Origin of the sequence: Aquimarina algiphila (genome assembly GCF_007489275.1) — a bacterium.
Lineage (GTDB): Bacteria > Bacteroidota > Bacteroidia > Flavobacteriales > Flavobacteriaceae > Aquimarina > Aquimarina algiphila.
In genome coordinates this window covers 1-12,753 of sequence record NZ_VLNR01000108.1, presented here as the reverse complement: position 1 = coordinate 12,753, position 12,753 = coordinate 1, and the positions used below count along the sequence as shown (strand labels likewise).

The following is a 12,753-nucleotide window of genomic DNA, read 5'->3' as shown; positions in this document are numbered from 1 at the left end:
TGTGGGGGAATCATTAAGAAAAGGAAAAATTAAAAAGGACTAATAACAAAATTTAACTATTATTGCAAGATCTCTCTTAGTGGCACCATTTGACCGAAATAGGTGGCACAGTCACTCCGAAATAGCCAGTTCTTTTTATTTCTTCAACTTTTTCAGGTGATTCTTGAGCAGCTTTAAGGGCAAAATCCAATACAGTTTTTTGCTGTGTATTTATTATAAACGAATAAGCTAAACGAACTTTACTTTTTAATATATCTATAGAGGTATTGTAGTATTTAGATAGGCAAATGACAATAAATGTACTTAATACTGAGATGACCCCTATCAAAATATAATAAGTTAATTTTGGTAAATCTTGACTTCTTGTCCACATAAACCAGACAATCATATAAAAAGATATCAAAAATGAAACGGTATATAAAAATGATAGGGCATTCTTTATGTATAAATTGCTATCAGAAGATTTACTATAATATATAGAGAAAAATAATATTATAAAACTAAATATAAGATATGGGAATCTTATCCCAAAACCAATTAAAAAAACTCTTGGAGAACTGAATCCAAAAGTTTTAAACTCATTTTTAGCAATTTTCACATTTTCTTTTGAACATGATATTATTTGATCAAAACTATTGTTTAATTTGTCTAGTTCAAATAAATAGGAAGAGGCAGAAATGTTATTTTTTATATACTCTGACTTTAACTGAATAAGCTTTTTCTGATGCTTCGAGGTCAGCAAATCAACTTCTTTTTCTGCTGACATTATCTTCATAGATTTTTTTGGAAAATCTATATGAATTAAAGGTGCAGTAAAGATCAAAACTGCACCTATAACTAATAATATAATTAATGTTTTATTGTATAAGTCTGTCGTCCGGGTCTGGCTCTTCTTCCTTATCGGAAAGGTATAATTCAAAATCTTCTGTATACTCATTAGTTAATTCAGGGTTTTCATATTCACTTAATTCATCCGAATTACAACTACTAAATATAATCATTGTAAAAAGGGCAAAAAATAGGTAACCTTTAGGCATATTCATAACTTGATTATTTATAATTATTTAACCAAAAATAACTTATAAATTACACAAGCACAAAATATGCTCAATATTGAAATAATTAATGCATCTAGGGGTAGGAGCATTGATGCAAATATAGTTCTAAACAAAAAAAAACTGTTACGGTATAACCGCATAATTTTGATGTTGTGCATATGCAGTTAATAACCCTCAAAGTTTATACCAAATTAGGTAAAATTTTTCAATATTAATGTTACTTATCAGTTATTTTCTGTAGTAATAAAAACTTTTTTAAATAAACAGCACATGTTAAAAATCTATTATACTGAATAATAGATTGTTAAAATCTATCTCGCTAAACATAGTGCAGGACTTAACGGTATGGAATAAGTAAAAAACTAAAGAAAATCCTTTTTTTTTAAGTGTTATCACATCTATAAAGTATTTTTTTGATGTACAAAATTAAACCGCAAGTTAAACCCCAAAGTAAACCCTAACAGATATTTTCTGTAGTTACGCATTTTTTTAATGCATCCTTAAATAGACTATTTTAAAAGGTGATTTTTAGGCAAATGTTTATTTATTCAGCTCTTTATTTATAAGGCATGAGTGTTATTATTAGTTTTATTGGTAATATGAATTATTAAGAAAGGATAAATAGGTATTATTACGAATTACGGAAGGAGTTTAATGGGCATTTAAAAGGTATTATAGAACATTTTGAATTTTACACTTTGAAGCAATTTGAAACTGTGATGCCCCATTTTTATTGATCTCAAAGAGTTTTTTTATGTTTCTTATTTATTCCCTTTTTGTATTATGCCCTATAAATATACTGTCTTTCAAAACGTGAAAGATATCCCTTTATAAAACCCTGTTATATAGGCTTTTTGTAGAATCCGGTTTAATTTTCTTACTTTTGAAGCTACTTAACCTAAAACTAAAAAGTAAGATGAGAAAACTTATGTATGCTGTTGCATATGTCCTTACCCTTGGATTTGCAGCATGTGGGAGTGATGACGATGTAGATTGTGGCGAAGCAAATGTAGCCTTATCAGAAGCTGCAGTGGCATATGGCGAAAATCAAACGTCTACAGATGTTTGTAATGCTTATAGGACGGCATTAGAAACTGTAGTAATTAATGGTTGTTTTGCCGATGATGAGGCAAAAGAAGCTTTAGAGGAAGAATTAAAAAGAATAGGTGATTGTACCTTTTCTGGGAGAACATGTTTAAGTTGTACTAACAGCGGAATAACACAGACGATATGTAGAGGTGAAAATGGAAATGCTTTTATTGTTGATGGCGATGAAGATACTGAAGATAAAGACACCGGGATTCCATATAGCAGATATATAGAACTTTCTGATTGTGAGTAATGCTTACTTACTTCGTAGAGAAGATTAAATAATATATATAAAAGAGACCTTTTTGGGTCTCTTTTTTTAAACTTAAATATTTGTTAATCAACATTCTTGCTTCTATATTCGTGATCAGAATTTAACCTAATACCAAAATTATGAAAAATCTTATGTATGTTGCAGTATGTATCCTTGTACTAAGCCTTACTGCATGTGGTAGTGATGATGATGGAAATGGAAATTGCAGAACATGTTCGAATGGGCCAGTAAGTATTGAAGTTTGTGATAACGGAGACGGAACTTTTAGTGTAGAAGGAGGCGCAGCTCAGGATATTCCAGATGGCTCGACTTTTGATGAACAATTTAATGCTGCATGTGCTCAAATCGGGGCAAACTGAATTTAAGAAATATGTTTTTAGAAAAAAAGGATCATTTTGATCCCTTTTTTTGTTTGATGAGGTATACATAAACAGGAAAATGGTCACTATATCCACCTGTATAAGAACCACCAGCAAAACTACGAAATGGATATCCTTTATACTTACCTTTAGAAGTAACTAAATATTCTGGATTAAATATACCCGCTTTATAATATCGATAACTAGAATAGTCTTTGAATAAGAGGCTTGCAGAAACAATAATTTGATCAAATAAATTCCATCGATCTCCCCAGGCTAGAGAACCCATCCCCTTTTTGGCCATAGCATACATTGGATTGTATACTTCTTTTAAAAAAACGTCTTTTTTATGCTGTTTTGCTCCTAGAACCTTTTTAACACTTACATTATTAGGATTATCATTAAGATCACCCATGGTAATAATTTTTGCGTAGGGATCAATAGCAAATAATGAATCCATTATTTTTTTATTTAATGCTGCTGCTTTTTTTCTTTTATATTGACTCCTGGCTTCACCACCCCTTCTTGAGGGCCAATGATTTACAATAATATGAATTAGATCACCATCAAGATACCCACTTACTAGCAATTGATCCCTCGTATATACTCGTTTATTGGTGTTTGTGTCATAAAGTATGAGTTCGTGAGTACTAGTGTTTTTAGGTTTAAATAACCTTTTTTGATATAATAAAGCAACATCAATACCCCTTCGGTCAGGAGAATCAAAATGAACAATGCCATAGTCTTTAGCTATCAGACTAGAATCATTAACAAGGTCTTCTAAAACCTTTCTATTTTCTATTTCGGCGACACCCAAAATAGCAGGAGCATTTTTTGTTATGGTTATACCCAACTCAGAAATTGTAGTTGCCATGTTTTTAACCTTCTGGTTATAAATTTGATATGTCCAATGGTCCTTTCCATTTGGAGTTCTATCATTATCAAATGTTATTGGGTCATCTTCAGGGTCAAAAAGATTTTCCAAATTGTAAAATGCAATGGTATGAATCTTATACTCCTTCTTTTCCTGAGAAAAAAGAGATGAGGACAATAAAAAAATCAAAAATATAGTGGTGCTTCTTAAGATCATAAAATTGTTTTAGAGTTAGAAATCAGATGCAAATATTATTTTTTCCAGTGTCGAAAAATGAAACTGGGATATTTTATAATTGCCATTAATTAACACAAACAAGATTTATGGTGTATCACTTTTTTAATCCAAAACAGATTGTATTGATCTTCTTTTTTGGGATTTCTTTTCTACATGCTCAACAAACAGAGTTAAAAGGAAAAATTATAGATGCAATATCAGGAAAAGGCCTTGAAGAAGTATCTATACAAACCTTAGAATCAAATGTTTCTATACTAACAAATGCTAATGGTGAGTTTGATTTTGGTCATGTGGTACTTCCTTTAGGAGAGGAAATACTTGTCATTTCAAAAAAAGGATTTATAACCAAGCGTTTTCCTATTATTATTAATGAAAATACAGCCTTGGACCTGGGTGACATAGATTTACAATATGATTTTAATGATGAGCAACTGCAAATAGGAACTATTAGTCTTTCTGATAATGAATTGGATGAAGACCATGATATCTCCTTTAATGCGGCAGCTTTACTTCAGTCTACTAGAGATGTATTTCTTAATGCGGCTGCTTTTGATTTTAGTTCGACATTTTTTCGCCCAAGAGGTTTAGGAAATGAGAACGGAAAGGTTTTAATCAATGGTATAGAAATGAATAAACTCTTTAATGGAAGACCACAGTGGAGTAACTGGGGAGGACTAAATGATATGCAACGTAATCGTGAGTTTTCTCAAGGGATTTCAGAAAACGACTATACTTTCGGAGGTCTTTCAGGAACTTCCAATATCATTATGCGTGCTTCCAAATATCGTAAGGGAGGAAGAATCTCTTATGCCTCCTCTAATCGTACGTATCTAGGGAGAATAATGGGAACGTATAATTCTGGTGTGATGACCAATGGATGGGCTTTTTCTGTATCACTAGCCAGAAGGTTTGGTAATGAAGGTTTTGTTGATGGTACATTATATGATGCAAACTCATTCTTTATTTCAATTGAAAAAAAACTAGGGAAAACACATAGCCTTAATCTAACTGGGTTTTATACTCCAAATCGCAGAGGGAGATCGACTGCAATTACAGAAGAAGTATTTAATCTAAAAGGAAATACATATAACCCTAATTGGGGATATCAAGATGGAAAATTAAGAAACTCCAGGGAGCGAAAAATTGAAGAACCTATTGTGATGCTTAACCATTATTGGAATATCACTCCGAATACCTTAATAAATACAAATATTGCGTTTCAAACAGGTAGTATAGGAAACAGTAGAATTGATAATGGAGGGAGTGATTTAATACAAGGACCAAATGGACAACAAACTTATATCGGAGGAGGAAGGAGTGCAGACACAAATCCAGTGCATCCAGATAATTTACCTAGTTCTTTTTTGAAAAACCCAAACCCTAGTCCGTTGGATTATCAAAATGCTTTTTTAGCACAACAAAACTTAATTGATCGTGGTCAGTTACTTTGGGATGATTTAATTCGAACCAATCAACAAAACACACAGCAAGGAGGTAATGCTACGTATATTTTATACGAGGATAAAACCAAAGATATGCAACTTAGTAGTAATGTTATAGTAAACAGTAAACTCAGCTCAAATATCACGTTAAACTCTGTGATTAATTATAGAAGCTTAAAAAGTCAAAATTTTGCTGAGGTAACCGATCTTTTAGGTGGAGTAGGGTTTTTGGATGTAGATGTATTTGCTTTATCAACAAGCGGATTGACTTCTCAGGAATTAGTAAATAGAGCACAAAGTGATTTGCGTAACCCTAATCGTATTGTTGGAGTCGGTGACCGTTATGATTATAACTATGAGATTGATGCTTCAATACTTGATGGGTTTATTCAAGGGCAATTCAAATTTAATAGAATAGATTTCTTTTTAGGAGGTACAGTTTCAAAGACATCTTATCAAAGAAATGGGATATTTGAAAATGGATATTTTCCGGGAAATGCATCTTTTGGAAAAAGTGAACCCATAGATTTTACGAATTATGGAGTAAAAGGAGGAGGAACTTTTGCTATCAATGGACATAATTTCATTACGTTTCAGGGTGCATATTTTAATAAAGCGCCCACAATTCGTAATGCGTTTGCGAATGCAAGACAAAATAATAATACTATAGCAACATTGATTGGAGGAACTCAGGAAAGTGAAAAAATTCAATCTGCAGATGCAAGTTATATATTTCGTTCTCCAAAAATCAAAGCCAAAGTAACAGGATATTATACAGGTATACAGGATGCAACTAATATTTCTTTCTTTTTTACTGAAGCGATATCTGGATCTAATGTTGGTTTTGTACAAGAGATTCTTACTGATATTGACAAGCTTCATATAGGAGGTGAGTTAGGGGTCGAATACCAAATCACACCTTCAATAAAACTTAAAGGTGCGGCTGCATTAGGAAGCTATACATATGTTAATAACCCGGATTTGATATTAACCAGCACGAGTGATGCCTTTTTGGAAGTTCAGGGAACACGGGATTTTGGAAAATCTTTTTTAGAAGGATATCATATTGCAGGAGGCCCACAGCGTGCGGCTCAATTGGGTTTTGAATATCGTGATCCCGATTTTTGGTGGTTTGGAGCGACAACGAATTATTTTTCTAATGCATATATAAACATTAGCCCTTTTGCAAGAACTTCAAATTTTTATCAGGATACAGATGGTTTGCCATTCAATAATTATGATGAAATTATTGCTCAAACTCTTTTAGAACAGGAGCAATTTGAGGATTACTTCCTAGTAAATGTGATTGGAGGTAAATCCTGGAGAATCAAGAAGTATTATATAGGTTTTTTTGCATCGATTAATAATATTCTGAATCAGGAATATAGAACAGGAGGATTTGAACAAGCCAGAAATGCAAATTATCGATTAGCACTAGAAGAATCTCAGCGCGACACACCCGTTTTTGGTTCTAAATATTTCTTTGGATACGGTACCTCGTACTACTTAAACGTATATGTAAGATTTTAAAACCAGACCTCACAGGTCTTTAAGACCTGTGAGGTCTATCCATATAATTGAGTAAATAATAATTTCATGCTAACAAAAACATCTAAAAATGTATATAACCAACATAAAGAAAATTTTTATCGTCCTTATTTCGACTTGTATTTTTACAACTTGTTCATCAGAAGAGGAGTTTAAAACTCCAGAATTGGTAGTTGATGAACCCCAAATTGAAGGAACTATAGTTACCATTGATGCGATACTAGGAGTTCTTGGTCAGGAATTAGAAAAAGAAGGAGAAAACGCCAAAGTCGTTTTTGAAAACACAAACAATATAATAGAAGGCTATGTGGTGTCAAGTGACAAAGCCAGTAATTTTTTTAAAGAATTAGTACTTCAGGATACGCACACGAATCCATCTTCTGGCGTACGGGTATTAATTGATGATAATCCATTATTTACAACCTATGAGTTTGGCCGTAAAGTTTATATTAAATTGGATGGTTTATCTCTGGGTATCAAAAATGGGATTCCAACTTTAGGAGTTTCAGAAGGAAATGATATTAGTGCGATTCCGTCATTTTCTATAGACAAAGTTGTTATTAGGTCTGCAGAAATAGCGACAATTATACCTTTAGAAATTACTTTAGAAGATTTTACAGATAAATTGCTTAATCTGTATATTAAAATTGGTAACATTCAGTTTAACAAAAACCTCGTTCTAAAAGATAATGCCTTTACGTTTGCAGCAGAAACTAATGACAAATTTGATGGTGAACGTATCGTCGAAAGCTGTATAACAGGAAGAACAACAGTATTGAGCACGAGTACATTTTCAGACTTTAAAGGTCTTACCTTACCATCAGGTCAAGGGAGTTTTGAAGGAATCTTAACCAAGAATTTTTTAGGAAACAGGTATAATCTAGTACTTAATAATCCAATGGGATTAGTTTTTGATACAGAAACGAGGTGTGACCCAACTGTTTTAGAATGTACAATTGATTCAGAAAGTACTACGGTGTTATTTGAAGAGGATTTTACAGATCTTAAAATTAAAGATTTGGTAAATTCTGGATGGATTAATATCAATACAAATAATGGAAAATTGGATTATGAAATAGGAGATTTTGATAACAATCAATATGCGCAGATAACAGGATTTAGATCCAAAGAAAGTCTATACGAGGTATGGCTCATTACACCAGATATTAACCTCGACATATCAACAAACGAATTCTTAAATTTTGATATACAAGCTGGATATGATAATGGTAACATTATGGAGATTTTTGCTACTAATAATTTTACAGGGGATCCAGTAACCACAATATGGACAAAACTCGACGCAACAGTACCAAGAGGCCCTCTAAATGCTTTTGGCAATTTTGGTTCAGCTGGACCAATACGTCTATCTTGTGTTGAGGGTGTCGTTAGAATAGGTTTTAGATACATAGGAGGGGACCCAAGAGCTACAACACGATATCATATTGATAATATTAAGGTTAGCGGTAAGTAAGAAAAATATTTTTGTTTAGTTTTATTAAAAACTTCCATAGCATTATGAATTATAGAAAACTAGTGTTCTTAAGTATTTGTATACTAGCTATCACATCATGTAAAAAACAAGAAAAGAATCGGTCCTTTGAAGAGGAAATGAAGCTTTTATATGAACAGGAAAAGAAAAATGAAGATCGTGCAAAATATGGAGGAGATACAAAAGAAATTAAGATTATATCTAATGCTAAAGAAGTAGAGAAGGAAAAATTAAGAATTTCTAAAAATATTCAACAAAAACAAGAAGAGGAACAGAAGATTTTTGAGGAAGACTTTGCTGGGCGATATAAAAAAGGAGATAAAACAGTAATACCTCAATTAATTGAAATTTTACAAAAAGGAGATGCAAAAGCAAAACGAAGTCTTTATTATGAATTAGGTACTACCTACGACACTCCAGAATATAAGATGGTAGAACCTGAACTTATAAAAATCATTTTGGATAATATTGATACTCCAGAAGATGAAAAATCTGCTATACAGCTGGCAGGCATTATGAAATTACCCGGTTATGTAAAGAAATTTGAGGAACATTTATTTTCAGGAAAATCAAAAGATATACAACGACTTATATATTGGCTAGGACAAGATGGTTCTAGTTTTAAGACACTTGAGTACTTAAAAAATAAGATTCTAAGTAGAAAATTTGATCTAAATGAGGAAGATTGGCTTATGTCTGGAGTTGAAGGGTTTGTAGAAAATGGAAATGAGAATGTCAAAAAAACAGCAATTGACTTATGTTTTGATATTTATAGACAAAAACTCATTAGCCAAGAGAATTTTAATAAGATGAAGGACTCGTGGTCTTCTTCAAATCCAGCAATTGATTTAACAACTATTCTTTTAGAATCGGGAGACAATCGTGCTGTTCCTTTTGCGAGAGAACTTTTAGAGAAAGGGATATCAGAAGAACAAGCTTTTGGGACATTAATTCAATTAGAAGGCGAAAAACATAAGCCTTTATTCTATACATACCTTAAAGATCCCGAAAAGTTTAGCATAGTACTTCAAAATGCAGTTTTAATGTATGAAGCTACCAAAGATGAAGATATTGTTATGGATATAATTTCACATTTTGAAGCGAAAGAGGACTTTAAGAAATTTGAAATTGATGAAATCGCAAGAATCTTACATGAAATTGGAGGTGCTACGTATTTGGATGTGCTTGATAAGACAATGAAAAACAAAAATTTAGCACAAAGAATCAAAAAAGCACATTTCTTAACTACTGTGACCATGCAAGATATGGCTGAAGATCTTTATAAAATGGGAATTGTAGATCATGCATTCGAAAAAAAGACATTTGATAAAGCAAAAAAGTATGCTGAGTCTGAAGATTTTATGGAGGATCCAGGGTATACTTATAGCTTTCTAATGAATTCAGGTATTTTCCTTTGGTTTGATACAGAGACTGGTTTTATTCCTGTAGATTATGATGTTTTAATTACCAATTTTTTCAAAAATGCTAGAGGAAAATTTAAAGATGCTATGGTTTGGATGGATGTGTCTAAAAAACCTTTTGTGAATGATGCACTTGATTATAAAATTACACTCATAGCAAATGATAAGATATATATTGCCACGCCAGGGGATATAGGTGATTGGTATGATATGGAAGTCATATTACAACTTCTTAATAAGGTTTTGGAGGATGCAGGGAATAAAGAACGATTTGTCTTTATAGATACAGGGGATCAAACAGCACAATTTATGTTTGGACCAGAAAAGAAGGTTAAACAATTTGCAGAGAAGTATAATTTATAACACAATTATCGAATGGGAAAAGGAGGAAGGCCTATAAAAGTTGCACCAGAACTTGAATACTTAGATCATTATATTAAGGATAATGATATTCAAGGAATAACAAATTTGATAAACGAGTTTGGTGTAGATTGCTTGATACGTATAAAAGGACGTTGCTTATTAATGCAGCGGCAAAAGGAAATGTTGAGATCTTAAAATTATTGATTGATAAGGAGGCAGATATTAATTTTCAAGATAAAATAGGATATACAGCTTTACATTTTGCGGCTCAAAATAAAAATATAGAAATTGCTTCAACTCTAGTAGAGCACGGAGCTGATATAAATAGTAAAGACAATTATGGTAATCCTCCTATTTGGACAGCTATCTTTAATGCCAAAGGAGACTATAATATTGTAGAATTGCTATTAAAGACTGGAGCAGACATAGACACTAAAAATAAAAACGAGAAATCTCCCAGAGAAATGGGAGAGTTAATGCTCGGTGATACATTTGTTCAATTATTAAAAGTTAACTAAGAATGGAAAAATCAGAATCAGGTTCTCCGATCTACAGATATGAGAATAAAACCCCTAAAGAATTCGAGCCAGCATTTGGAGATGATGATACTATTGAAGATATATCAAATCATATAGAAAAGTATATCGGACCGATACATATGGTTTTTCATGAAATTATCTCTGATAAGGTTCATATAGATGTACATTGGGTACAACCTACAGAAGAAAAACCATTTCATACTTTAATTACTTCGGGGATGAGTGATAAAGCAATGAATACACCAGAAGGGGTAGACAATGCTGCATATGCAGAATTATGCATATGCTTACCCGAGGAATGGAAAATATCACAAGAAGATTTTGAAGATGATAGTAACTATTGGCCGATATACTGGCTTAAATTTTTAGCAAGATTTCCTCATGAATATGATACCTGGTTAGGTTTCGGACATACAATACCTAATGGGGATCCTCCAGCACCATTTACAGAAAATACAGGATTAAATACCATGCTATTACTTCCTTCGATTGTACTAGGAGAGGAGTTTATGTCTTTGGAACTAGAGAATAAAACAGTAAACTTTTTTGCATTAATACCATTGTATACAGAAGAAGTAGCGCTTAAGATGAAAAAAGGAGTAGATAGTTTGTTTGATGGATTTGATAAACATAAAGTAACCGACATTCTTGATCTTAATAGACCTAATACAGCTAAGAGAAAAAAGATCTTTGGATTGTTTTAGTAGTTTATGAATTTTAGAGTTTGATAACATTTAATCTTAAACTCTTCTTGTAGCTCTATAGTGTTGATATCCTATGATTTAATTAGTACTTTGTATGCGGATGCCGCTAGTCTGTGACTAGTGTGTCACATAAAACTATACTAACAAACTAAAAAAACAGCCATAAGTTACAAAACCTATGACTGTTCCTTTTTTCTATTACTTATGCATACCGCGCACTCATACTCGGTACTAGTTGCAAACTAGCACCAGCACATACTATGCCCGAGCGGGGATCACTCTGCGGAAAGCGAGAGGGTTTTATTCAATAAATTCTGCTTTAATACGATGAATTTCGTTTACCAATTCTACTTTGCATACTTCGATAGGCGTTTCCCCAATCGAAGGAAAATTATGAGATTTTGCATCAAAATAATAGGCTACCTTTTCGAGAAAATTATCTTCATTTTTCTCTAAGTATTTTTCTAACTTAACTTGTAATTCAGGATCAATATAATCTTCAGGCCCTTTAACGTTAAAACCAAGATTTACATGATCAGTATCCAATGCTTTTTCCAATGCCGGGATATATACTTGATAAAATTCTTTTTTAGTCATTACCATTTTCTTTTTCCATTAGGGTCTAACTCCCATGGTCTGTGATATCTTAAGTTATTACCTCTACCTCTATGATAATGAGGTAAAGGAATTTTATTTTTTCTAAAAAAAGCTGGAATAGTTAATGTTCTAGCTGGTTTTGATGGATAATTAAGAGGATGAATGTCAAACCTTGGTTTTGCCCCCGCTGCCGCTAGTGTCTCACTAGTGTGCCGCACAAAGCTATGTCAACATACAAAAAAAAACAGCTATAAGTCACAAAACCTATAGCTGCTCCCTATACTATCTTACTCTTGCCCGCCAATCTTTGACGCCACTAGAGGCACTCTAGCGGTAGCGGGGGACTTTTTCCATCTTACATCAGGTAAACCTTGCCATAAATCATTAAATTTATAACCATTTTGTTTTAGCAAGGATGGGGATAGATGACCTTTTGTGAACTTACCAGATTCGATAAAGTGATAATGATATTGAAATTTACCTCCTATTGTATGGAAATCTTTAGCCAAAGTTATATTATTTCTAGTTACTCTATATGACAATCCAATTCCAGTTCTAGAGTGATATCCGCACTCATACTCGGTACTAGTTGCAAACTAGCACCAGCACATACTATGCCCGAGCGGGGTGTACCCAGGGATAAAGTTTTTCCATCCTCCTTCTGCTCCCATATTTTGCTTCCAGGCTTCCCATGGATTACTAAATGCATCAGAGACGTTATCTCCTAAACCACTCCAAAAATCCTTAAAGCTGGAT

13 protein-coding genes are annotated in these 12,753 nt (G+C 32.7%); 7 read left to right on the top strand and 6 right to left on the bottom strand.

All coding sequences use genetic code 11. The features are described 5' to 3' along the window. Nucleotides 1-76 precede the first annotated feature (76 nt). Nucleotides 77-766: a hypothetical protein gene (locus FOF46_RS29185; RefSeq protein WP_143918976.1), complete on the bottom strand. Its 690-nt coding sequence runs from the start codon at nt 764-766 to the stop codon at nt 77-79. 91 nt (nt 767-857) lie between these two features. Beyond that, nucleotides 858-1,043, bottom strand: a complete 186-nt coding sequence (locus FOF46_RS29180; protein WP_143918975.1) for a hypothetical protein — start codon at nt 1,041-1,043, stop codon at nt 858-860. A gap of 931 nt (nt 1,044-1,974) precedes the next feature. On the opposite strand from FOF46_RS29180, the gene FOF46_RS29175 reads away from it, so the two are divergent. Together FOF46_RS29175 and FOF46_RS29170 are read left to right on the top strand one after the other, a co-directional pair. Then, nucleotides 1,975-2,400, top strand: a complete 426-nt coding sequence (locus tag FOF46_RS29175; RefSeq protein WP_109436264.1) for a hypothetical protein — start codon at nt 1,975-1,977, stop codon at nt 2,398-2,400. Nucleotides 2,401-2,540: 140 nt separating this feature from the next. Beyond that, nucleotides 2,541-2,780 (top strand): hypothetical protein, encoded by a 240-nt coding sequence (locus FOF46_RS29170; RefSeq protein WP_109436265.1) that lies wholly within the window; start codon nt 2,541-2,543, stop codon nt 2,778-2,780. Between the two features lie 31 nt (nt 2,781-2,811). Here FOF46_RS29170 and FOF46_RS29165 read toward each other — a convergent pair whose 3' ends face one another. Further along, entirely contained in the window at nt 2,812-3,870 is a 1,059-nt protein-coding gene (locus tag FOF46_RS29165) for an endonuclease/exonuclease/phosphatase family protein (RefSeq protein WP_143918974.1), read from the bottom strand. 107 nt (nt 3,871-3,977) lie between these two features. On the opposite strand from FOF46_RS29165, the gene FOF46_RS29160 reads away from it, so the two are divergent. The 5 genes from FOF46_RS29160 to FOF46_RS29140 all read left to right on the top strand — a co-directional run bounded on the left by FOF46_RS29160 (nt 3,978) and on the right by FOF46_RS29140 (nt 11,400). Then, nucleotides 3,978-6,863 carry a TonB-dependent receptor gene (locus tag FOF46_RS29160; RefSeq protein ID WP_143918973.1) on the top strand — a complete coding sequence of 962 codons (2,886 nt, stop codon included), beginning with the start codon at nt 3,978-3,980 and terminating at the stop codon, nt 6,861-6,863. Nucleotides 6,864-6,951: 88 nt separating this feature from the next. Further along, nucleotides 6,952-8,355: a DUF5689 domain-containing protein gene (locus FOF46_RS29155; protein WP_143918972.1), complete on the top strand. Its 1,404-nt coding sequence runs from the start codon at nt 6,952-6,954 to the stop codon at nt 8,353-8,355. 44 nt (nt 8,356-8,399) lie between these two features. Beyond that, complete coding sequence (locus tag FOF46_RS29150) at nt 8,400-10,157, top strand: hypothetical protein (protein ID WP_143918971.1); 1,758 nt, start codon at nt 8,400-8,402, stop codon at nt 10,155-10,157. 128 nt (nt 10,158-10,285) lie between these two features. Next, the gene (locus FOF46_RS29145; RefSeq protein ID WP_143918970.1) at nt 10,286-10,675 is read left to right on the top strand and encodes an ankyrin repeat domain-containing protein; all 390 of its coding nucleotides are present in this window, start codon (nt 10,286-10,288) and stop codon (nt 10,673-10,675) included. A gap of 2 nt (nt 10,676-10,677) precedes the next feature. Then, nucleotides 10,678-11,400 carry a suppressor of fused domain protein gene (locus tag FOF46_RS29140; protein WP_109436271.1) on the top strand — a complete coding sequence of 241 codons (723 nt, stop codon included), beginning with the start codon at nt 10,678-10,680 and terminating at the stop codon, nt 11,398-11,400. Nucleotides 11,401-11,700: 300 nt separating this feature from the next. On the opposite strand, the gene FOF46_RS29135 is transcribed toward FOF46_RS29140, so the two are convergent. From FOF46_RS29135 to FOF46_RS29125, 3 genes are all read right to left on the bottom strand, one after another. Next, a complete protein-coding gene (locus FOF46_RS29135) occupies nt 11,701-11,997 on the bottom strand; it encodes a hypothetical protein (protein WP_143918969.1) in 297 nt (98 codons plus the stop codon). Further along, on the bottom strand, nt 11,997-12,215 hold the full coding sequence (locus FOF46_RS29130) for a hypothetical protein (protein ID WP_143918968.1): 219 nt from the start codon (nt 12,213-12,215) through the stop codon (nt 11,997-11,999). The genes FOF46_RS29135 and FOF46_RS29130 overlap by 1 nt, the downstream gene beginning before the upstream one ends. 69 nt (nt 12,216-12,284) lie before the next feature. Further along, nucleotides 12,285-12,506 (bottom strand): hypothetical protein, encoded by a 222-nt coding sequence (locus tag FOF46_RS29125; RefSeq protein WP_143918967.1) that lies wholly within the window; start codon nt 12,504-12,506, stop codon nt 12,285-12,287. Between the last annotated feature and the right edge of the window lie 247 nt (nt 12,507-12,753).

Bases quoted from the DNA above. Each gene is read 5' to 3' on its own strand.
- FOF46_RS29185 (WP_143918976.1), bottom strand. From the start codon at position 766: ATGTCAGCAGAAAAAGAAGTTGATTTGCTGACCTCGAAGCATCAGAAA.
- FOF46_RS29180 (WP_143918975.1), bottom strand. From the start codon at position 1,043: ATGAATATGCCTAAAGGTTACCTATTTTTTGCCCTTTTTACAATGATT.
- FOF46_RS29175 (WP_109436264.1), top strand. From the start codon at position 1,975: ATGAGAAAACTTATGTATGCTGTTGCATATGTCCTTACCCTTGGATTT.
- FOF46_RS29170 (WP_109436265.1), top strand. From the start codon at position 2,541: ATGAAAAATCTTATGTATGTTGCAGTATGTATCCTTGTACTAAGCCTT.
- FOF46_RS29165 (WP_143918974.1), bottom strand. From the start codon at position 3,870: ATGATCTTAAGAAGCACCACTATATTTTTGATTTTTTTATTGTCCTCA.
- FOF46_RS29160 (WP_143918973.1), top strand. From the start codon at position 3,978: ATGGTGTATCACTTTTTTAATCCAAAACAGATTGTATTGATCTTCTTT.
- FOF46_RS29155 (WP_143918972.1), top strand. From the start codon at position 6,952: ATGTATATAACCAACATAAAGAAAATTTTTATCGTCCTTATTTCGACT.
- FOF46_RS29150 (WP_143918971.1), top strand. From the start codon at position 8,400: ATGAATTATAGAAAACTAGTGTTCTTAAGTATTTGTATACTAGCTATC.
- FOF46_RS29140 (WP_109436271.1), top strand. From the start codon at position 10,678: ATGGAAAAATCAGAATCAGGTTCTCCGATCTACAGATATGAGAATAAA.
- FOF46_RS29135 (WP_143918969.1), bottom strand. From the start codon at position 11,997: ATGACTAAAAAAGAATTTTATCAAGTATATATCCCGGCATTGGAAAAA.